General features: G+C 57.5%; 19 protein-coding genes and 1 riboswitch. Of the genes, 11 read left to right on the plus strand and 8 right to left on the minus strand.

Annotation, left to right across the window (positions count from 1 at the left end; genetic code table 11):
• Positions 1 to 60 precede the first annotated feature (60 nt).
• Both QCD69_RS00590 and QCD69_RS00595 read left to right on the plus strand, forming a co-directional pair.
• Entirely contained in the window at positions 61 to 729 is a 669-nt protein-coding gene (locus QCD69_RS00590; RefSeq protein ID WP_253458220.1) for a DUF1190 family protein, read from the plus strand.
• Between the two features lie 2 nt (positions 730 to 731).
• The gene (locus tag QCD69_RS00595; protein ID WP_301250635.1) at positions 732 to 1,892 is read left to right on the plus strand and encodes a glutathionylspermidine synthase family protein; all 1,161 of its coding nucleotides are present in this window, start codon (positions 732 to 734) and stop codon (positions 1,890 to 1,892) included.
• Positions 1,893 to 1,905: 13 nt separating this feature from the next.
• Here QCD69_RS00595 and ygiD read toward each other — a convergent pair whose 3' ends face one another.
• Positions 1,906 to 2,688, minus strand: a complete 783-nt coding sequence (gene ygiD, locus QCD69_RS00600; protein WP_301250636.1) for a 4,5-DOPA dioxygenase extradiol — start codon at positions 2,686 to 2,688, stop codon at positions 1,906 to 1,908.
• A 191-nt stretch (positions 2,689 to 2,879) separates the two neighbouring features.
• Between ygiD and zupT the strand changes: the two genes are divergently transcribed.
• Positions 2,880 to 3,644 carry a zinc transporter ZupT gene (gene zupT / locus QCD69_RS00605; protein ID WP_253458209.1) on the plus strand — a complete coding sequence of 255 codons (765 nt, stop codon included), beginning with the start codon at positions 2,880 to 2,882 and terminating at the stop codon, positions 3,642 to 3,644.
• A gap of 205 nt (positions 3,645 to 3,849) precedes the next feature.
• Here zupT and ribB read toward each other — a convergent pair whose 3' ends face one another.
• Entirely contained in the window at positions 3,850 to 4,506 is a 657-nt protein-coding gene (gene ribB, locus QCD69_RS00610; protein ID WP_301250638.1) for a 3,4-dihydroxy-2-butanone-4-phosphate synthase, read from the minus strand.
• Between the two features lie 107 nt (positions 4,507 to 4,613).
• A riboswitch (FMN riboswitch) is annotated at positions 4,614 to 4,766 on the minus strand.
• Between the two features lie 147 nt (positions 4,767 to 4,913).
• Between ribB and ubiK the strand changes: the two genes are divergently transcribed.
• On the plus strand, positions 4,914 to 5,213 hold the full coding sequence (gene ubiK / locus QCD69_RS00615) for a ubiquinone biosynthesis accessory factor UbiK (RefSeq protein WP_253458205.1): 300 nt from the start codon (positions 4,914 to 4,916) through the stop codon (positions 5,211 to 5,213).
• A 90-nt stretch (positions 5,214 to 5,303) separates the two neighbouring features.
• Here ubiK and hldE read toward each other — a convergent pair whose 3' ends face one another.
• The 3 genes from hldE to QCD69_RS00630 form a co-directional block, all read right to left on the minus strand.
• Positions 5,304 to 6,731, minus strand: a complete 1,428-nt coding sequence (hldE, locus tag QCD69_RS00620; protein WP_253458203.1) for a bifunctional D-glycero-beta-D-manno-heptose-7-phosphate kinase/D-glycero-beta-D-manno-heptose 1-phosphate adenylyltransferase HldE — start codon at positions 6,729 to 6,731, stop codon at positions 5,304 to 5,306.
• 84 nt (positions 6,732 to 6,815) lie between these two features.
• Positions 6,816 to 9,632: a bifunctional [glutamate--ammonia ligase]-adenylyl-L-tyrosine phosphorylase/[glutamate--ammonia-ligase] adenylyltransferase gene (gene glnE, locus QCD69_RS00625; RefSeq protein WP_301250641.1), complete on the minus strand. Its 2,817-nt coding sequence runs from the start codon at positions 9,630 to 9,632 to the stop codon at positions 6,816 to 6,818.
• 28 nt (positions 9,633 to 9,660) lie between these two features.
• Positions 9,661 to 10,962, minus strand: a complete 1,302-nt coding sequence (locus QCD69_RS00630) for a CYTH domain-containing protein (protein WP_301250643.1) — start codon at positions 10,960 to 10,962, stop codon at positions 9,661 to 9,663.
• A gap of 268 nt (positions 10,963 to 11,230) precedes the next feature.
• Here QCD69_RS00630 and QCD69_RS00635 point away from each other — a divergent pair, with 268 nt between their 5' ends.
• Positions 11,231 to 11,851, plus strand: coding sequence for a TIGR04211 family SH3 domain-containing protein (locus QCD69_RS00635; protein ID WP_253458197.1), 621 nt, complete (start codon positions 11,231 to 11,233; stop codon positions 11,849 to 11,851).
• A gap of 125 nt (positions 11,852 to 11,976) precedes the next feature.
• Positions 11,977 to 13,203, plus strand: coding sequence for a multifunctional CCA addition/repair protein (locus tag QCD69_RS00640; protein WP_253458195.1), 1,227 nt, complete (start codon positions 11,977 to 11,979; stop codon positions 13,201 to 13,203).
• Positions 13,204 to 13,236: 33 nt separating this feature from the next.
• On the opposite strand, the gene bacA is transcribed toward QCD69_RS00640, so the two are convergent.
• Positions 13,237 to 14,055 carry an undecaprenyl-diphosphate phosphatase gene (gene bacA / locus QCD69_RS00645; protein WP_301250645.1) on the minus strand — a complete coding sequence of 273 codons (819 nt, stop codon included), beginning with the start codon at positions 14,053 to 14,055 and terminating at the stop codon, positions 13,237 to 13,239.
• A 144-nt stretch (positions 14,056 to 14,199) separates the two neighbouring features.
• Positions 14,200 to 14,559: a bifunctional dihydroneopterin aldolase/7,8-dihydroneopterin epimerase gene (gene folB, locus QCD69_RS00650; RefSeq protein ID WP_253458192.1), complete on the minus strand. Its 360-nt coding sequence runs from the start codon at positions 14,557 to 14,559 to the stop codon at positions 14,200 to 14,202.
• Between the two features lie 107 nt (positions 14,560 to 14,666).
• On the opposite strand from folB, the gene plsY reads away from it, so the two are divergent.
• Together plsY and QCD69_RS00660 are read left to right on the plus strand one after the other, a co-directional pair.
• Positions 14,667 to 15,263, plus strand: a complete 597-nt coding sequence (gene plsY / locus QCD69_RS00655) for a glycerol-3-phosphate 1-O-acyltransferase PlsY (RefSeq protein ID WP_253458189.1) — start codon at positions 14,667 to 14,669, stop codon at positions 15,261 to 15,263.
• 117 nt (positions 15,264 to 15,380) lie between these two features.
• The gene (locus QCD69_RS00660) at positions 15,381 to 15,668 is read left to right on the plus strand and encodes a hypothetical protein (protein WP_253458186.1); all 288 of its coding nucleotides are present in this window, start codon (positions 15,381 to 15,383) and stop codon (positions 15,666 to 15,668) included.
• A 45-nt stretch (positions 15,669 to 15,713) separates the two neighbouring features.
• Here QCD69_RS00660 and tsaD read toward each other — a convergent pair whose 3' ends face one another.
• Positions 15,714 to 16,736: a tRNA (adenosine(37)-N6)-threonylcarbamoyltransferase complex transferase subunit TsaD gene (gene tsaD / locus QCD69_RS00665; protein ID WP_301250647.1), complete on the minus strand. Its 1,023-nt coding sequence runs from the start codon at positions 16,734 to 16,736 to the stop codon at positions 15,714 to 15,716.
• A gap of 303 nt (positions 16,737 to 17,039) precedes the next feature.
• Between tsaD and rpsU the strand changes: the two genes are divergently transcribed.
• From rpsU to rpoD, 3 genes are all read left to right on the plus strand, one after another.
• Entirely contained in the window at positions 17,040 to 17,255 is a 216-nt protein-coding gene (gene rpsU / locus QCD69_RS00670; protein WP_001144069.1) for a 30S ribosomal protein S21, read from the plus strand.
• Positions 17,256 to 17,360: 105 nt separating this feature from the next.
• Entirely contained in the window at positions 17,361 to 19,106 is a 1,746-nt protein-coding gene (gene dnaG, locus QCD69_RS00675; RefSeq protein WP_301250648.1) for a DNA primase, read from the plus strand.
• Between the two features lie 261 nt (positions 19,107 to 19,367).
• On the plus strand, positions 19,368 to 21,212 hold the full coding sequence (gene rpoD, locus QCD69_RS00680) for an RNA polymerase sigma factor RpoD (RefSeq protein WP_125287187.1): 1,845 nt from the start codon (positions 19,368 to 19,370) through the stop codon (positions 21,210 to 21,212).
• Positions 21,213 to 21,270: the final 58 nt, after the last annotated feature.

Consider the following 21,270-nt stretch of genomic DNA (forward strand, 5'->3'; position numbering starts at 1 on the left):
TCAATTTCCACCGCCGTTCCCCTATTCTAAGCATTACCTTTGGGCTCAGGACAGAATGTCATGAAACGGACAAAAAAAATTAATCATGCCTCCTTTCGCAAAAGCTGGAGCGCACGCCACCTCACTCCGGTAGCGCTGGCGGTAACCGCCGTATTTATGCTGGCCGGTTGCGAACAATCGGACGAAACCGTCTCGCTTTATCAAAATGCGGACGACTGCTCCAGCGCCAATCCTGGCAAAAGCGAACAGTGCACCACGGCCTACAACAACGCCAAAAAAGAGGCGGAAAAAACCGCGCCGAAATACGCGACTCGTGAAGACTGCGTGGCGGAGTTCGGCGAAGGCCAGTGCCAGCAGGCGCCCGCGCAGGCCGGCGTCGGCACCACCAACGCCGAATCCCAGCAGAGCGGCAGCTTCTGGATGCCGCTGATGGCCGGTTATATGATGGGTCGCCTGATGGGCGGGGGCGCAGGCTTTGCCCAGCAGCCGCTGTTTACCTCGCGCTCGCCAAACAGCCCGGCCAGAGGCCAGTTTGTTGACGCCAGCGGAAAAAGCTTTGGCACCGCGACGCCGGGCCGCACCATGACCGTGCCGAAAACCGCGCTGGCGCCGAAACCGGCCACCACCAGCACCGTGACGCGCGGCGGCTTTGGCGAAAGCGTGGCGAAGCAGTCCACTATGCAGCGCAGCAGCGCAACGTCCGGCTCCAGCCGGTCTTTCGGAGGTTAAGCGTGCAGCGTCTGGCGATTGCAGAACGTCCCAACTGGCGTGAAAAAGCCACCGAATATGGCTTTCGCTTCCACACCATGCACGGCGAGCCTTACTGGTGCGAGGACGCTTATTATCAGTTTACGCTGGCGCAAATCGAGAAGCTGGAGGCGGTAACCGCCGAGCTGCATCAGATGTGCCTGCAGGTGGTGGACAAAGTGGTCAACAGCGAGGAGCTGCTGGCGAAATTCCGCATCCCGAAACATACCTGGGATTTTGTTCGCACCTCGTGGAAAACCAGCCAGCCTTCGCTCTACTCCCGGCTGGATCTGGCCTGGGATGGGCAGACGGATGCCAAACTGCTGGAAAACAACGCCGACACGCCGACCTCCTTGTACGAAGCCGCTTTCTTTCAGTGGATCTGGCTGGAAGATCAGCTTAGCGCTGGCAATCTGCCGGCCGGTAGCGATCAGTTCAACAGCCTGCAGGAGAAGCTGATCGACCGCTTTGCGGCGCTGCATCAGCAGCACGGCTTTAGCTGGCTGCACTTTGCCTGCTGCCGCGATACGGATGAAGATCGCGGCACCGTGCAGTATCTTCAGGATTGCGCGACGGAGGCAGGGCTGCCAAGCGAGTTCCTCTATATCGACGAAATCGGCCTGGGCGAAAAAGGCCAGTTTACCGACGTGCATGACCAGGTAATCGGCAACCTTTTCAAGCTTTATCCCTGGGAGTTCATGCTGCGCGAGACGTTTTCCACCAAGCTGGCCGATGCCGGCGTGCGCTGGCTGGAGCCGGCGTGGAAAAGCATTATTTCCAATAAGGCGCTGCTGCCGATGCTGTGGAAAATGTTTCCCAATCATCCTAATCTGCTGCCCGCTTATTTTGCAGAAGATAACGTGCCGGCGATGGATAAATATGTGGTCAAACCGCTGTTTTCACGCGAGGGCGCTAACATCCGCATCGTGGAAAACGGCAAAGAGATTGCCCGCGTGGACGGCCCTTATGGCGAAGAAGGCATGATCGTGCAGCAGTTCCATCCGCTGCCGAAGTTTGGCGACAGCTATACGCTGATCGGCAGCTGGCTGATTGACGATCAACCAGCCGGTATTGGCCTGCGCGAAGATCGTGACCTGATCACCCAGGATCTCTCCCGATTTTACCCGCATACCTTTATCGAATAGGTTCTGGCGGATCTTATCCTACCCGTACCGAAAGCATACTGATTGCTGCCATTTCCAGCCCGTCTGCGGGCACGGAAATGGTTTCGCCCGGCTCCCGCGCGCCCAGAACGTAAAGCAGCGGCAGATAATGCTCCGGCGTTGGGTTAGCAAGCGCCGCGCCTTCATGCTGCATAAAATTAACCAGTGGATGATCTTCCACTGGCCCTTCCCACGCCAGATGCTCACGCACGTAGTGATTAAATGAGACAGCCCAGCCGTGCGGTTTCGCACTGTCGTCCCGGCTTGCCATCCGCAGGTTATGCACCACGTTGCCGCTGGCGACAATCATATAGCCGCGTTCGCGCAGCGCGGTCAGCCTGCGGCCCAGCGCAAAGTGGTAAGCGGCGGGTTTGGTGCCGTCCACGCTAAGCTGCACCACCGGGATATCGGCCCGCGGATACATTTTTATCAGCACGCCCCAGGCGCCGTGATCCAGCCCCCACGCCTGATCCTGCACCACCTCGACCGGTGCCAGCGCGTCCGCTATTTCTTTCGCCAGCGCAGGCGAACCGGGCGCAGGGTAACGCGTATCAAACAGCGCCTGCGGGAAACCGCCAAAATCGTGGATGGTGCGCGGCTTTTCCATCGCGGTCACCGCCGTTCCGCGCGTATACCAATGGGCGGAGACAGCAATAATTCCCTTCGGACGCGGCAAGTTCTGCCCCAGCTCGCGCCAGCTTTGCGTATAGGCATTTTCTTCCAGCACGTTCATCGGGCTGCCGTGGCCCAGAAAAAGCGCGGGCATCAGTGATTTCATAACTCTCTCCGGACATTAAAGCGATACCGAATACGTTACGCTCTTTTTAGCACCGGGAAAGCCGGATAAGCATGATGAAGATCGTCAGGAATTTTGATGGATCGGAAATGACATTTCCTGACGTTACGCGTACTTTTTCTCTGCTAATGTATAGCAAAGGCTATACTTTTTCGGGAACAGGAGAGACGTTTGTGTCCATACCTTTACTGCTGACTCTGCTGGCCGGCGGCGCCACTTTTATCGGGGCCTTCCTGGGCGTTATCGGCCAAAAGCCGTCGGCGCGAGCGCTGGCTTTTGCGCTGGGCTTTGCCGCCGGTATTATGCTGTTGATTTCGCTGATGGAGATGCTGCCCGCCGCGCTGAAGGCGGAGGGAATGTCGCCGCTGTTGGGCTATGGCATGTTTATCGTTGGCCTGCTCGGTTATTTTGCGCTGGACAAGCTGTTGCCGCACCACCATCCCCAGGATCTGATGGGCGGTAAATCGCCGCAGAATCTACGTCGTACCGCGCTGCTGCTGACGCTTGGCATCAGCCTGCACAATTTCCCGGAAGGTATCGCAACCTTTGTGACCGCCAGCAGCGATCTGGAGCTGGGGATGGGCATTGCGCTGGCGGTAGCCATTCATAATATTCCCGAAGGGCTGGCCGTCGCCGGGCCGATGTACGCCGCAACAGGATCGAAAAAGAAGGCGCTGTTCTGGGCAGGGATTTCCGGCATGGCGGAGATCGCCGGCGGCCTTATAGCTTTCATGCTGATGGGGCCATGGCTGTCACCGCTGGTAATGGGCGCGGTTATGGCCGCCGTCGCCGGGATCATGGTGGCGCTGTCCGTTGACGAACTGATGCCGCTGGCGCGCGATATCGCGCCGGATGTGAATCCCAGCTATGGCGTACTCTGCGGTATGACGGTAATGGGGCTGAGCCTGACGCTGTTGGAAAGCGCCGGCCTGAGCTAAAGACGAACGGTGAGGCAAATTTTGCCTCACGTGGAAACCAGCGCCCATTGGGCCTGTTAGGCGAAAAGCAGACGCTATCGGGCCAGGCGGGCGCTGTCAGGCCAGTGGAACGGAGAAGCTGATGCGCAAAAAACCGCAGCGCGAAAACTCTCGCGCCGCGCGCCTGCACGACGTTAGCTATGCGTACAGAAGCGCGGCAATGCGCTTAGCTTGCCTGACGCGTTTCACGGCTGCGGCGGTAAGCGACCAGATCTTCAATGGTCACCACCGGCATCGCGTGCTGTTTCGCAAAGGCGATGGCTTCAGGCGCATGGGCCATCGTGCCGTCGTCGTTGGTCAGCTCGCACAATACGCCTGCAGGTTTGAAACCGGCCAGCGTCACTAAATCAATAGAGGCTTCGGTATGGCCGCCGCGCGTCAGCACGCCGCCTTCACGAGCGCGCAGAGGAAACACGTGGCCCGGACGGTGCAGATCGCTCGGTTTAGCATTATCGGCCACGGCCGCACGAATGGTGGTGATGCGATCCGCAGCGGAAACACCGGTGGTCACGCCTTCCGCCGCCTCAATGGTAACGGTAAAGCCGGTGCCAAAAGAGCTGGTGTTGTTCTCTACCATCATCGGCAGTTCCAGCTGGCGGAGACGTTCTTCGTTCAGGCACAGGCAGACAATGCCGCTGCCGTGACGAATGGTCAGCGCCATTTGTTCGACGGTCATGGTTTCTGCGGCGAAAATCATATCGCCTTCGTTTTCACGATCTTCATCATCCAGCACCATGACGCCACGGCCATTGCGCAGCGCGTCGATAGCGCGTTCCACACGCTGTTCAGGCGTGCCAAATTCAGAAAGAAGCGTCTGATTCATGGTAAATAATCCTTTGTGTAATATGGGTTACCAGAACCAGGGCGAGCTTAGGAGTGTCTTGCAGCGACAAAAAATAACGGCGTGGCGGGCGTAGACCCGACAGGATACGTTACTCTCTCCCATCCGGACTTTAACCGTCGGCCCCGGAATTACACCGGATCTGCTGACCTTCAGACCAGGAAGATCTGAAGCGCTCGCGGGCTTTCAGCCGTAGCCGATTTACCGCCGGTGGGGAATTTCGCCCCGCCCTGAGAATAAGCCTGATTACTATAGCGCCGAAAAAAAAGCAGGGCAACGAACAAAATAAGCAAATCGTTAGCCATTTTGCCGCTTTCACGTTTTTGGGTTTAACCTTTGTGGTTATGGCATTACACTTAACGAAACTTTGCCGCTATCAGGAAGCCGCCATGATTGACCCGAAAAAAATTGAACAACTTGCTCGTCAGGTTCATGACTCTATGCCAAAAGGGATCCGTGAGTTTGGCGATGATGTCGAAAAGAAAATCCGCCAGACCCTGCAGTCACAGCTGACCCGGCTGGACCTGGTTAACCGCGAAGAATTTGACGTGCAGACGCAGGTGCTGCTGCGTACTCGTGAAAAGCTGGCCGCGCTGGAAGCCCGTATCGCCGAGCTGGAAAGCCGTGGCGTGGATGCGCCGAAAGCGGATATGCCGAAAGAAGTGCTGAAAACGGAAGATATGCAGTAACGCCGAAGGCGAAACCGTTTAAAAAAAGGCGCCGTGTTCAACCGGCGCCTTTTGTCGTTTAAGGGCGGGCCTTTTTTGCCCGCGTCCTCATCAGCTTTTCGCCTGAATGGCCTTGATGATATTGCTGGTGGAGATCCCATCTTCAAAGTTCAGCACGCGCACTTCGCCGCCGTTTGCCCACACCTCTTTGCTGCCCGCGATCTCTTCCGGCTTGTAATCGCCGCCTTTTACCAGCAGATCAGGCAGGATATCGGCAATAACCCGCTGCGGCGTATCTTCTTCAAAGGCCACCACCCAGTCGACCGCTTCCAGCGCGCCCAGCACGATCATCCGGTTTTCCAGCGGATTGACCGGACGACTCTCGCCTTTCAGCCGTTTGGTGGATGCATCGCTGTTGACCGCGACAATCAGGCGATCGCCAAGCTTGCGCGCGTTGGCCAGATAGGAGACGTGGCCGGCATGAAGAATATCGAAGCAGCCGTTGGTCATCACCACTTTCTCGCCGCGACGACGCGCCAGCGCCACCGCCTCTTTCAGCTGCGCCTCGCTCATCACGCCGAAACCGGCCTCGGGCCGTGCGCGAATGGCGTTTTCCAGCTCGACTGGCGAAACCGTTGACGTTCCCAGCTTGCCCACCACCACGCCTGCGGCGGCGTTAGCCAGGAAGCAGCTCTCTTCCAGCGTATTGCCTGCGGCCAGCGCGGCGGCCAGTACGCCGATCACCGTATCGCCCGCGCCGGTCACGTCATAGACTTCCTGCGCCTGGGTTGGCAGATGCACCGGCTCTTTGCCCGGCTGCAACAGTGTCATGCCGTTTTCAGAACGCGTCACCAGCAGCGCCGACAGCTCGAACTGCTGCATCAGCGCCATGCCGCGCTCGACAATCTCCGCTTCGTCTTTGCACTTGCCGACGACGGCTTCAAATTCGGAAAGGTTTGGCGTCAGGATGGTCGCACCGCGATAGCGCTCGAAATCGGTCCCTTTCGGATCGACCAGCACCGGTACCTTCGCCTCGCGGGCGATGGCAATAATGCTTTCCACGCTGTCCAGCGCGCCTTTGGCGTAATCGGAAAGCACCAGCGCGCCTGCGGACGGCAGCGCCTCGCGGATCCGCTGGTGCAGCGGCTCAACGTCGATCCCCCCAAAACCTTCTTCAAAATCCAGACGGATCAGCTGCTGGTTGCGCGACAGCACGCGCAGCTTGGTGATGGTAGGATGCGTGGCGACGGTAACAAAATCACACTGCACGTTAACGCCGGTGAGCGCGTCGTTCAGCGCGCGCGCCGCATCATCCACGCCAGTCAGGCCGACCAGACGGGAACTGGCGCCGAGCGAAGCGATATTCATCGCCACGTTGGCCGCCCCGCCGGGACGCTCCTCCACGTTGTCCACCTTAACCACCGGCACCGGCGCTTCAGGGGAAATACGGCTGGTTGGGCCATACCAGTAGCGATCCAGCATCACGTCGCCAACAACCAGAACACCCGCACGGTTAAAATCGGGCAGCGTCATTTTCATTCCAGATACTCCAGGCTGCAGTCAGTCAAAAAATAGTGCGCGCGATGATAGCACATGCCGTCAATTGCGCCCATTGCGCCACGATCACGCCTCCAGCCAGCGCTGCCAGCTGGCGTTGACCACGGATTGCTCCGCGCTGAACGCCTCCGGCGCAAGCTGGCCCGGTAAAGCCTGGAGCGCCAGCCTGTGCAGCTCGTTACGCAGCGTAACGTAAGCGTGGGTCAGCGAATGCGCCTCTTCCTCGCTCATTCTGCCGTGGCGCGCCAACAGCGCCAGGATGCGTACGTTATCCGACCAGCTCGTCAGCTCTGGCTCCGTCGCGGCATAGCGTAAGACCAGATATTGCGTAATGAATTCAATATCGGTAATGCCGCCGCGATCCGCTTTGATATCCCAACGCCCTTTTTGTCGGTTGCCCAGATGCGCGCGCATCTTCTCGCGCATTTCCCGGACTTCCGTTTTCAGCTTTTCCGGCTCGCGCGGTAAACACAGAATGCCCCGGCGGATCCCGGTAAAGCGCTGGCTTAACGCCGCGTCGCCAAAAACGATGCGCGCCCGTACCAGCGCCTGATGTTCCCAGGTCCAGGCTTCATGACGCTGATAATCATCAAAAGCCGCGAAGGTGCTGACCAGCATGCCCGCCGCGCCGGAAGGACGCAGCCTGGCGTCCACCTCGTATAAAATGCCGGACGACGTGCGGGTGCTGAACAGGTGCATGATGCGCTGCGCAAGCCGCAGATAAAACTGGCGGCCATCAATGCTGCGCTCGCCGTCCGTCACCGCTTCTGCCGGACAGTCGTGCAGGAACACCAGGTCAAGATCCGAACTGTAGCCCAGCTCCCAGCCGCCCAGCTTGCCGTAGCCGATGACCGCGAAGCCGCGCGCCTGCGGCTCGTTAAGGTGCGAAGGCCGCCCGTAGCGCTGCACCATCATCTGCCAGGCCTGCTGCACCACCTGCTCCACAATGGCTTCCGCCAGCCAGGTAAGATGATCGCTGACCTTCATAACCGGCAGCGTGCCCGCAATATCGGCCGCGGCGATGCGCAAATGCTGCGCCTGCTTGAACTGACGCAGCGCTTCCAGCTGCTGCTCTTCGTCCTCTTCCGGGATGCGCAACAGATACTGCCGCAGCTCGTCGCGATAGGCATCCGTGGCCGTGGGCTGGTAAAGCGTGGCGGGATCCAGCAGCTCGTCCAGCAGCAGCGGATAGCGCGCCAGCTGATCGGCCACCATCGGCGAGGCCGCACAGAGCCGGATCAGATGCTTAAGCGCGCCCGGATATTCCGTCAGCAGCTCCAGGTAGGTAGTGCGCGTCACTATGCCCAGCAGCAGCGGCGTCAGACGACCGAGCGTGACGTCGGCATCTTCACGCGGGCAAACCTCGGCCAGCAGGCCCGGCATCAGCAGATCCAGCGCCTGGCGACCACGCGGGCCAATGGTGCGTTTATCCACGTCCTGGCGAAAATCGCCGATCGCGCGCAGCAGCCGCTGCTGCGCTTCGGCGGTAAGATGAGGCACCAGCGCCGCCAGCTCCGGTTCCTCCAGGCGATCCTGCCACAGGATGCCATAGTCGTCCGTGTCTTTGCTGTCGCCCGCCTCCGGCGCGTCATCGCCGATTAGCTCGTCGAAAATAGCGCGTACGGCGGCCATATGCTGTTCCAGCTGGCCGTACATCTCCGCCCAGCCCGTGGTGCCCATCGCCCACGCCAGCCGTGCACGATTAAGATCGTCCGAGGGCAGCGTTTGCGTCTGTTCGTCATTGATGCTTTGCAGCAGATTCTCCAGGCGGCGTAAAAACAGGTACGCTTCCTGTAGCCGTAGCGCCTGCTCTGCGGGCAGCAGATGCAGATCGCTGATGGCCTGAAGCGTGGGTAAAAAGGCCCGCAGCTGTAGCGAGCGCTCACGTCCGCCACGGATCAGCTGAAAAACCTGCACGATAAATTCCGTTTCGCGGATGCCGCCCGCGCCCAGCTTGATATTGTCTTTCAGCCCGCGCCGACGCACTTCTCTGGCAATCATGCTTTTCATATTGCGCAGCGACTGGATCACGCTGAAATCGATATAGCGGCGATAGACAAAGGGCCGCAGCATCTGCTCCAGCTCCTGGCTCCAGCGATCGTCCGCGCCGCCCATCAGCCGCGCTTTCACCATCGCGTAGCGCTCCCAGTCGCGTCCCTGCTCCTGATAGTAATCCTCCAGCGCGGCAAAGCTCAGCACCAGCGGGCCGCTGTCGCCAAAAGGACGCAGGCGCATATCTACCCGATAAACGAAGCCGTCGATGGTCGGCTGATCGAGCACTTTGATCAGCCGCTGGCCCAGACGAGTAAAAAACTGCGCGTTATCCAGCTCGCGGCGCCCGCCCTGGGTGACGCCGTTTTCCGGCCAGGTAAAGATTAAATCGATATCCGAAGAGAAGTTCAGCTCGCCACCGCCGAGCTTGCCCATCCCCAGGATCAGCAGCGGCTGCGGTTCGCCCTGCGCGTTAACCGGCGTGCCCAGCTCGCGGCAGCAGGCCTGCCACAGCCAGTCGCGCGCCGCCACGATCAGCGTTTCCGCCAGCACGCTCAGCTGCCGTAATGTTGCCTGCGTGCTGCTGAGCGACAGCGCCTGCATCCAGGCGATACGCGTCAGCATATGGCGACGAAACAGGCGTAGCTCGCGCATAAGCGCGGCTTCGTCCGAAACCTGCGCCATTTCTTCCGCCAGCCAGTCGGCATAATGTCGCCACTCTTCCGGCTCCGGCGCCCTTTGCTGCAGTTCCTGCTGCCATTCAGGATAGCGCGTCAGGTTTTCGCTGATGAAATCGCTGAAGGCCATAGCGGCACGCAGCGCGGGATCGTCAGCGGTAACCGGTAGCGCGGCAAGCAGCGGCGGCAGAGGCGGTAAAGTTAAAGGCGACATAGGTAACTCCCTGTGAGGGCGGTCGAAATCAGGCGCCGCCGTTTTTCCAGAAAACCGACTGCTTCAGCGCCTGATGGCGATACGACTCCAGCCAGGCTTCCTGATGCGTTTTAATCGCGTGGGCCAGCTGTTCCCATGCGCCCAGCCAGGCCGCCACGGCGGTTTCGTCATAGGCGCCGGCCAGCAGACGCGCGGCGAGCAGTTGACGCTGCAAACGGGTCAGCTTGTCCTGATATTCATTGGTCTGACGCACGTGGGCAAACGTCTCTTTCAGGTCGGCAGAGACGCGGCCCAGCATGATGTCGCAGAAGCGCTTGAAGGAGCCTTGCAGCTTGCTGTCGGTTTTGCTGTCGATAAACGGACGCCAGCCTTCGCTGGCTATCCAGTTAGTAAGCGCCAACTGGGTTTGTAGCCAGAGCGGCGTAAAGCAGAGCGACGGCTGCGGCTTTTGCTCCGCCAGCGCCTCTTCCAGCTCGTTCAGCTTTTGGCGCAGTTCGCTGCTGGCCTTACGCGGCACCAGCGTGCCGAACAGAGCAAAAGCCTGACGCAGCGTTTCCAGCGCTTCGTTGATGCCACGCAGCGCAGACGGGGTGCCGCGTAGCCACAGCTCTTCATGATACTGCCACTGACTTAGCGCCAGCGTAAAAGCGCCCAGCATCCCCTCTTCAACCGTGGCTTTCGGCTTCACTTTCAGGATCGGCAACGGGCGCAGCTCGCGCTGGCTCTGACCCTGCGCCAGGCCGTAACCGCGCGCGGCTTTGCTCAGGCTGCCCAAACGCAGTCCGCCCATGTCCGCCAGTTCAGCCGCAAAAGCCATCAGGTCGGCACGCTCGCCGGTTTTCAGCTCCAGCTCGATTTCGTTCAGCGGCTCGCTTAGCTCGCCCGCCTGCACTTCGCCGTGGTCAAAAGCCACTTCAATCTCGCTGTTCAGGTAAGTAACCACCCACTTTTCCCGCACGAAGTGGGTGCTGAACAGCGGCTGCAGCTGCGCCTGTAACGCCGCTACATCACAGTCCTGCGGCCAGATTTCCGCCGGCAGCTGCGCGATGGCCAGCTCGGGCTTTTCCAACGCTACATTGTATTCCGGGCGCTGATGCAGACCGCCGACGGTTTTCCCCGCCGTTTTCAGCGTCATTTCATAGCTGTCGCCAAAGCCGCGAATACGCAGCCCCATATCCCAGCGGCGCAGCTGGCGATCCGGCGTTTCAAAATAGATGTTGGTCAGTTTCTGCGGCGCGCTGTGCACGTTTGGCCAGGCAGCGAGACGAGCCGGCAGCTTTTCGGCGCCTTCAGGCGTGGTAATGAACTTTAATTCAATTTCTATGGTCATATTTTCTTAATCAGATTAGCGGCACGGTCAACAAAGGCCAGATTATACCTTGCGGCCTCGGCTTTTATGCAGTGCGAAGTCGAAAACCGCGGGTAACGGGCAAGCCAGAGATGACGAAAAGAGTAATGCACAATCGCCCTGGTTGTCCCGCTTTTCCTGGCGCTTTGCGCGTCAGGTCGAGTCCAGGATAGTTCTCATTCAGCTTTATGCGAGCCATCTCCAGACTGTGCCATTACTTTTTTTTCCGCACTCACAAAAAAGATACCGAATGAAAAAAACGCATTTACTTGGCCTCACTTTACTGACTTTCAGCGTTGCCGCCTCGCTTCATGCCGAAGAGAAGCGCTATATTTCAGACGAACTTTCCACCTGGGTACGCAGCGGCCCCAGCGACAGCTACCGCCTGACGGGCACGCTGAACGCGGGGGAAGAAGTAGCGCTGGTACAGACCAACAATGATACGCATTATGCCCAGATCCGGGATGCTAACGGCCGGACGTCATGGATCCCGCTGGCGCAGCTGAGTCAGCAGCCAAGCCTACGCACTCGCGTTCCACAGCTGGAACAGCAGGTAAAGGATTTGACCGATAAGCTGGCCAATATCGACGGCAGCTGGAATCAGCGCACGGCGGAAATGCAGAAGAAAGTCGCGGGCAGTGATGACGTGATCAACGGCCTGAAAGCGGAAAATCAGAAACTGAAAAACGAGCTAATCGTGGCGCAGAAAAAAGTCAGCGCCGCTAACGTGCAGCTTGATGACAAGCAGCGCACCATCATTATGCAGTGGTTTATGTATGGCGGCGGCGTAGCCGGTGTCGGTCTCCTGCTGGGCCTGCTGTTGCCGCATATGATCCCCAGCCGCAAGAAAAAAGATCGCTGGATGAGCTGACGCTTTTTCGGGCATCTTTCGGTGCCCTTCTCCTCTTTTTGTCCACCGGCCAGGCGCTTCACAACGGTAGGAGAGCTTCTACACTTCACGTATGATGCCAGAAAAATTTAGTTCGGGAGCCTGTAGTGAAGAGTTATCTTGTCGGTGGCGCGGTACGCGATGCCCTGTTAAATTTGCCGGTCAAAGACAAAGATTGGGTGGTGGTAGGCGCTTCGCCTGCCGAGATGCTGGCGCTCGGCTTTCAGCAGGTCGGCCGTGATTTTCCCGTGTTCCTGCATCCTGACACGCAGCAGGAATACGCGCTGGCGCGCACCGAGCGCAAAAACGGCAGCGGCTATACCGGTTTTGTCTGCTATGCCGCGCCAGACGTGACGCTGGAGCAGGATTTGCAGCGCCGCGATCTGACTATTAACGCCATCGCTCAGGATGACGAGGGCCGCTATTACGATCCCTACAATGGCCGTGCCGATATCGAACAGCGTCAGCTACGCCATGTTTCCGCCGCCTTTAACGAAGATCCGCTGCGCGTGCTGCGCGTGGCGCGCTTTGCCGCGCGTTTTGCTCACCTTGGTTTCGTGATTGCCGGGGAAACGCTGGCGTTGATGCGCTCGATGGCGGAAAGCGGCGAACTGAGCGCGCTGACGCCCGAGCGCGTCTGGAAAGAGACCGAAAAGGCGCTGGAAACCCGCACGCCTCAGGTCTATTTTCAGGTGCTGCGCGACTGCGGCGCCCTCGCCGTGCTTTTTCCCGAGCTGGACAATCTTTACGGCGTGCCGGCACCGGCCAAATGGCATCCGGAAATCGATACCGGCGTGCATACGCTGATGACGCTGGCGATTGCCGCTGAGCTGAGCGATGAAGTAGACGTGCGTTTCGCCACGCTGTTTCATGACGTCGGCAAAGCGCTGACGCCGCCGGAAAAATGGCCGAGCCATCATGGTCACGGCCCGGCGGGCGTGCCGCTGGTGGAGCAGCTTTGCCAGCGCCTGCGCGTGCCGAACGCCATTCGCGATCTGGCGCTGCTGGTGACGGAATTTCACGATTTAGTGCATACCGTCGAGCGGCAAAGTCCGGAAACGCTGGTCGCCCTCTTCGATCGCATTGACGCCTGGCGCAAGCCCCATCGCGTGGAGCAAATTGCGCTGACCAGCGAAGCGGACGCGCGCGGCCGCACCGGATTTGAGAACAATGCTTACCCGCAGGGCGACTATCTGCGCAAGGCGTTTGAGATTGTGCAGAACGTGTCGACCAAAGACGTGGTCGCGGCGGGTTACAAAGGCGTGGAGGTCAGGGAAGAGCTAACGCGAAGGCGTATTGCCGCACTGGCAGCCTGGCGGGCAGAGCCGCTTTAAAAAGAAGCCGGACAAACGTCCGGCTTTTTTTGACTAGACGAAAATCATGTAGACCGCAGCGGCCACAATAAAGCGGTAGATAGCGAAAGGAACGAAGGAGATACGCTGGATCAGCTTCAGGAAGACCTTGATAGCAATCAGCGCCACCACGAAGGCCGTGAGGAAACCTACGGCGAACATTGGCATATCAGCCATCGTCAGGAAGACCAGGCTCTTATACAGATCCAGCACCGTCGCGCCCATCATCATCGGCACAGCCAGAAGGAATGAGAACTCGGAGGCCGCATAACGACTCACGCCCATCAGCATGCCGCCGGAAATGGTCGCGCCGGAGCGAGAAAAGCCCGGCCACAGCGCCAGACACTGGAAACAGCCAATCATAAAGGCCTGACGGTAAGTCATATCGTCAATCCCTACGGCTTTAGGCTGTTTGGGTTTGAGATATTCCGCCGCCAGCAGCAGAACGCCGCCGACAACCAGCGCGTACATCACGTTAATGGGATTGAAAAGCGTTTTAATTTTATCGTGAAAAATCAGGCCAATCACCACGGCCGGCATCATACCCAGCAGGATGTGGATCAGCGTCAGATGCCCTTTGCCTGTGCCTTCGTGCGGCACTTTGCCAAAGTGGATGCCAATCAGGCCAAACAGACGACGCCAGAACATCACTACCACCGCCAGGATCGATCCCAGCTGAATAACTACTTCAAACGTATCGGCTTTATCACCTTCAAAGCCCAACAGATGACCGACAATGATCATGTGCCCGGTGGAAGAGACGGGGAGAAACTCCGTTAACCCCTCAACAATCCCAAGGATTGCTGCCACCCATAGCTGATGAATATCTGCCATCAAATCTACCCCTATCCGTATCAAAGCCATTAAAAAGGCGGTCGCTGTACGCCACCGCCAAAATTGTGCCCGCAGAAAGGCGGGCCAATCCTCAGACAGCCCATAATGTGGTTTGGTTTCATCGTGATGGCAATCACATTGCGCTTATTTCGGAATAGTCCCTCGTTCGATGATTACGCCAACCTGAAGCGCCTGCGCTACCGCGCCCGGCTTGCTCAGTTTGATCCGCACCCACGGCGACCCGAAACGCGTCAGCAGCAGGGTGGCAACCTCTTCTGCCACGCGCTCGACCAGCGCGAAGCGGCCGCCTGCGACATGGTTAATAATCGCTTCGGAAACGTCCGCATAGCTCAGGCAGTCGTTGACGTCGTCGCTGGCCGCCGCGACGCGGTTATCCCAGGCCATTTCGACATCGAACACCAGCTTCTGCGAAATCGTCTGTTCCCAGTCGTAAACGCCAATAGTCGTGATAACCGACAGCTGTTCAATAAATACAATATCCATGATGCGAGTCTCTGTTTTTGCGGTTGCCGGATACCACTTCCGACGGATTATGCGTATTATCCACGGATGACGAGAACAAAACGACCCCCTGAAGACGGAACGGTGTTATGAGCATATTCGCGCCCGGTATGATTATTTTCGCGTATCTGTGCGGTTCTATTTCCAGCGCAATCCTGGTATGCCGACTGTTCAGATTACCCGACCCGCGACAGAATGGATCCGGCAATCCCGGTGCCACTAACGTGTTGCGTCTCGGCGGTAAAGCGCCTGCGCTGCTCGTCCTGCTGTTTGATATCCTGAAAGGTATGCTGCCGGTCTGGCTGGCTTATCATTTCGGGCTCTCGCCCTTCTGGCTTGGCCTGATCGCTATCGCGGCCTGTCTGGGTCATATCTATCCGATCTTTTTCCAGTTTAAAGGCGGTAAAGGCGTGGCGACGGCGTTTGGCGCCATCGCGCCGATCGGCTGGGATCTCACCGGCCTGATGACCGGCACCTGGCTGCTGACCGTTCTGTTGAGCGGCTATTCGTCGTTAGGCGCCATTATCAGCGCGCTGATCGCGCCGTTTTACGTCTGGTGGTTTAAACCGCAGCTGACTTTTCCGGTAGCGATGCTTTCCTGTCTGGTGCTGTTGCGCCATCACGACAATATCCAGCGCCTTTGGCGCGGCCAGGAAACTAAAATCTGGAAGAAAAAGCGCAAATAAATTTATTTAAGACCCTGTTAATTCTAAAAAAACAGGTTTGCGGCCTTCGCGTTAATCCAATAAAATCGTTAACCCGCACATAAGATGCGGGTTTATTTTTTATTACAAGGAAACGTGATGAAAGAATTAACACAGCATGAAGTGATGCAGGTCAGCGGCGCTGGCTATATTCAGGAAGCGCTGAGCAGCATAGGTAGCTATGTCGGCAACGGCCTGTACGGTCTGGTCGCTAATACAGGCGTGGAGCTGCCGCTAATCGGTAAGGTCAGCATAGGCTCTTTCTATCCCGATTTGGGCAAAGATATCGGTTCAACGTTGGGTAGTCAGGCTGGCGGTATGATCGAAAGCCTTATCGCCGGTATTCCGCTGATCGGCGGCTGGCTGAATGGCCTGCTGGGCAACTAGTCTCTAACAGACCGCGCCATTGCCATGAGCAATGGCGCTTTTATCTCAGCGGCTTTCCAGCGGTGAAAGCTCCGACAGCGGCCAGCGCGGCCGCACGCTAACGCTCAGATCGCTGCTTGTTCCGCCCTTAAGTCTGACCATCCCCGCATAGGCGATCATCGCGCCGTTATCGGTGCAGAACTCCGGCCTGGCGTAAAACACCTCTCCGCCCCGCGCTCGCATCACGTCGGCCATTCTTGCCCGCAGCGTACGGTTAGCGCTGACGCCGCCTGCAATCACCAGCCGCGTAAAGCCGGTTTGCTCCAGCGCGCGTTTGCATTTGATGATCAGCGTATCGACAACGGCATCTTCAAAGGCACGAGCCACGTCCGCGCGCGTCTGATCGTCACCGGCGTTTTCACGAATGGTATTCGCTGCGAATGTTTTCAAACCGGAAAAGCTGAAATCCAGCCCAGGCCTGTCGGTCATAGGACGCGGAAAGATAAAGCGCTTTTCCACGCCCTGCTGCGCCATTTTCGACAGCATCGGCCCGCCCGGATAGTCCAGACCCAGCAGCTTGGCCGTTTTATCGAAGGCTTCGCCGGCCGCATCATCCACGGATTCGCCAAGCAGCTGGTATTCACCGATGCCGGTGACGCTAATCAGCTGCGTATGACCGCCGGAAACCAGCAGCGCGACAAAGGGAAACGCAGGCGGATTGTCTTCCAGCATCGGCGCCAGCAAATGCCCTTCCATGTGGTGTACCGGCACCGCCGGCACGTTCCAGGCAAAAGCCAGCGAACGACCGATGGTGGCCCCGACCAGCAGCGCGCCAACAAGGCCAGGTCCTGCGGTATAGGCTACGGCATCTATATCTTGCGCCTGCAGGCCCGCCTCTTTTAGGGCAGCCTGAATTAAAGGCACGGTTTTACGCACGTGATCGCGCGAAGCCAGTTCCGGCACCACGCCGCCGTAGTCGGCGTGCAGTTTGACCTGGCTGTAAAGTTGGTTAGCGAGCAATCCGGCATTATCGTCGTAAATCGCGATACCGGTTTCATCGCAGGAAGTTTCTATTCCGAGCACACGCATGGCATTTACCTCATTCTTGCGGCGCGCAGTGTAACATGAAGCCGCTTCGCGCTGCGGCAAATTTCCGCGTTATCCACCGATCGCCATGATCGATAAGAGGAAAATTTCATCGCCTCGCCTCTTCGAGTGCGGTATAATCCTTGCCCTGAAAAAACCGGCAGCCGCACAGGCGCATCTGTTGGTGAGACATTATGCTATGGTGCTTTACAACGCAGCCTGTGTTGGAGTAAAATTCCGCACCATTTTGAAACAAGCTGGCACTGACGTCAGCAACAAAACCGAATTTATCGAGGTGAGAGTTACATGCCGGTAATTAAAGTACGTGAAAACGAGCCATTTGACGTAGCACTGCGTCGCTTCAAGCGTTCTTGCGAGAAAGCAGGCGTTCTGGCTGAAGTTCGTCGTCGTGAGTTTTATGAAAAACCTACAACCGAACGTAAGCGCGCTAAAGCTTCTGCTGTGAAACGCCACGCGAAGAAACTGGCTCGCGAAAACGCACGCCGCACTCGTCTGTACTAATTATTGAGGGCTTGCCCTCAGGCTTCACAGACCAGTAGTAGTATACAAGGCCGTGCTTTCCGAAAGGAATGCGCGGCTTGTTCTCGTTTATGAGCTGATAGGCCTATGGCTGGACGAATTCCACGCGTATTTATCAATGACTTGCTGGCTCGCACGGACATCGTGGATCTTATCGATGCGCGCGTAAAGCTAAAGAAGCAGGGCAAGAACTATCACGCGTGCTGTCCCTTTCATAACGAAAAGACGCCCTCTTTTACCGTCAACGGTGAAAAACAGTTTTACCACTGCTTCGGCTGCGGCGCGCACGGCAACGCGATCGATTTCTTAATGAATTACGATCGGCTGGAGTTCGTCGAAAGCATTGAAGAACTGGCAACGCTTTACGGCCTCGAAGTGCCGTATGAGAGCGGTTCCGGCCCCAGTCAGTTAGAGCGTCATCAGCGCCAGAGTCTTTATCAGCTGATGGGCAGCCTGAATGATTTCTACCAGCAGTCGCTTACGCAGAACCAGGCGGCTGGCGCGCGCGATTATCTTACCAAACGCGGTCTTAGCGACGATGTTATCCGGCATTTTTCGATTGGCTTTGCGCCTGCGGGTTGGGATAACGCGCTAAAACGTTTTGGTCGCAGCCAGGAAGACCGCCAGTCTCTGAGCGATGCCGGTATGCTGGTCACCAACGATCAGGGACGCAGCTACGATCGTTTTCGTGAACGCATTATGTTTCCTATCCACGATAAGCGTGGACGAGTTATCGGGTTTGGCGGCCGCGTTGTCGGCGATGCACTCCCTAAATACCTTAACTCGCCGGAAACCGAAATATTCCATAAAGGCCGCCAGCTGTACGGCCTGTATGAAGCGCAAAAGAAACATCCAGAACCCGCTAAGCTTCTGGTGGTGGAAGGCTACATGGACGTGGTGGCGCTGGCGCAGTTCGGCATTGATTATGCCGTTGCATCGCTCGGCACTTCCACTACGCCCGATCATATCCAACTGCTTTTTCGCACGACCGATACGGTAATTTGCTGCTACGACGGCGACAGAGCGGGTCGGGAAGCAGCATGGCGTGCGCTGGAAACCGCATTGCCTTACATGAATGACGGACGTCAGCTACGCTTTATGTTTCTGCCGGACGGCGAAGATCCCGATACGCTGGTGCGGAAAGAGGGAAAAGACGCGTTCGAGGCGCGGATGGAGCAGGCGATGCCGCTCTCCGCTTTCCTGTTCGATACGCTGATGCCGCAGGTTGATCTGCGTTCCCCGGACGGCAGAGCCCAGCTGAGTACGCTGGCGCTGCCGCTGATTAGCCAGGTACCAGGGGAAACGCTGCGTATCTATCTGCGTCAGGAACTGGGCAACAAGTTGGGCATTCTGGACGATAGCCAGCTGGAAAAACTGCTGCCAAAACAAAGCGAAGGCGCGAAGTTGCCCCAGCAGCCCCAGCTAAAACGCACAACCATGCGTATACTGATTGGATTGCTGATCCAGAATCCGGCGCTGGCGACGATGGTTCCTTCGTTGGAAGGGCTGAATAATTCGGAGCTTCCCGGGTTCCCGCTATTCGTAGAGTTAGTGAGTACTTGCGTGGCGCATCCTGGCCTGACGACGGGCCAGTTACTGGAACTTTATCGCGGCACAAAATTTAGCCAAAGCCTTGAAACGCTGGCAACATGGAACCACATGATAGTTGAGGATGAAGTGGAAACCATGTTCAAGGACTCGCTGGCCAGCATGTATGATGCGGCGCTGGAGCGCAGGCTGGAAGAGTTAATTGCGCGCGACCGCACGCACGGCCTGAATGCCGAAGAGCGTCGTGAATTTTGGACGCTCAGCCAGGCCCTGAAAAAACAGTAACAAACGAATTAACAGCGGCGATGGAAACATGATGAAGCGCATATCGTCGCAGCCGGTTTAAACGCTATCAGCAATAGACCGGCAGGAAAAAAGCTTCTGTCAGCATATCCGCGGCTTAAGTGCCGACTATCCGCCAGGTTGAGCCTGGCAGCCGCCACGATGGGCAGCGGCAATAAACCAACGCCCTCACTGTTATTGTTGGCTGCTTAAACTTAGCCGACCAACACCAATCTAATTTAACAGAAGTGTGGATACCGTCTTATGGAGCAAAACCCGCAGTCACAGCTGAAGCTGCTTGTCACCCGTGGTAAGGAGCAAGGCTATCTGACCTATGCCGAGGTCAATGACCATCTGCCGGAAGATATCGTCGACTCCGATCAGATCGAAGACATCATCCAGATGATCAACGACATGGGCATACAGGTTGTGGAAGAAGCGCCTGATGCCGACGATCTGATGCTGAATGAAAACAGCAGCGATACGGACGAAGATGCTGCCGAAGCGGCTGCTCAGGTACTCTCCAGCGTTGAATCTGAAATCGGGCGGACTACCGATCCGGTCCGTATGTACATGCGCGAAATGGGCACCGTCGAACTGCTGACGCGCGAAGGCGAAATCGACATCGCCAAGCGTATCGAAGACGGCATCAACCAGGTGCAGTGTTCCGTTGCCGAATACCCGGAGGCTATCACCTACCTGCTGGAGCAGTACGATCGCGTCGAGGCTGGCGAAGCTCGTCTTTCCGATATGATCACCGGCTTTGTCGATCCGAACGCGGCAGAAGAGATTGCGCCTACGGCAACGCATGTAGGTTCTGAACTCTCTGAAGAAGAGCGCGACGACGACGAAGACGAAGACGAAGAGTCCGACGACGACACCGCTGACGATGACAACAGCATCGACCCGGAACTGGCGCGTGAGAAATTCACCGAGCTGCGCACGCAGTACGAGAAAACGCGTACGGTGATCAAGGCCAAAGGCCGCAGCCATGCCGACGCCGTCAGCGAGATCCAAAACCTGTCCGACGTCTTTAAACAGTTCCGCCTGGTGCCGAAGCAGTTTGACTACCTGGTGAACAACATGCGTACCATGATGGATCGCGTCCGTACTCAGGAACGCCTCATCATGAAACTGTGTGTTGAAATCTGTAAGATGCCGAAAAAGAACTTCATCACGCTGTTCACCGGCAATGAAACCAGCGAAACCTGGTTCAACGCCGCGCTGGCAATGAACAAACCGTGGTCCGAGAAGCTCAAGGACGTGTCGGAAGACGTTCAGCGCAGCCTGATGAAGCTGGCGCAGATTGAAGAAGAGACCGGCCTGACGATTGAACAGGTAAAAGATATCAACCGCCGGATGTCCATCGGCGAAGCGAAAGCGCGTCGTGCGAAAAAAGAGATGGTTGAGGCTAACCTGCGTCTGGTTATCTCTATTGCTAAAAAGTACACCAACCGCGGCCTGCAGTTCCTGGATTTGATCCAGGAAGGCAACATCGGCCTGATGAAGGCCGTAGATAAGTTTGAATATCGCCGTGGCTATAAGTTTTCGACCTATGCTACCTGGTGGATCCGTCAGGCTATCACCCGCTCTATCGCTGACCAGGCGCGCACCATCCGTATCCCGGTGCATATGATTGAGACTATCAACAAGCTCAACCGTATCTCCCGCCAGATGCTGCAGGAAATGGGCCGCGAACCTACGCCGGAAGAGCTGGCCGAGCGGATGCTGATGCCGGAAGATAAAATCCGCAAGGTGCTGAAGATCGCCAAAGAGCCAATCTCCATGGAGACGCCGATCGGTGATGATGAAGATTCGCATCTGGGCGATTTTATCGAAGACACTACGCTGGAGCTGCCGCTGGACTCCGCCACCTCCGAGAGCCTGCGTTCAGCGACTCACGACGTGCTGGCCGGCCTGACGGCGCGTGAAGCGAAAGTGCTGCGTATGCGTTTTGGTATCGATATGAACACCGACCATACGCTGGAAGAAGTCGGCAAGCAGTTTGACGTTACCCGTGAGCGTATTCGTCAGATTGAAGCCAAGGCGCTGCGTAAGCTGCGTCATCCAAGCCGCTCCGAAGTACTGCGCAGCTTCCTGGACGATTAATCCAGCCTGTGTGACAAGAAGCCCCGGCCCAGGCCGGGGCTTTTTTCTATCTGAAGAA

This window comes from Erwinia sp. PsM31, assembly GCF_030433775.1.
Classification (GTDB): domain Bacteria; phylum Pseudomonadota; class Gammaproteobacteria; order Enterobacterales; family Enterobacteriaceae; genus Erwinia; species Erwinia aeris.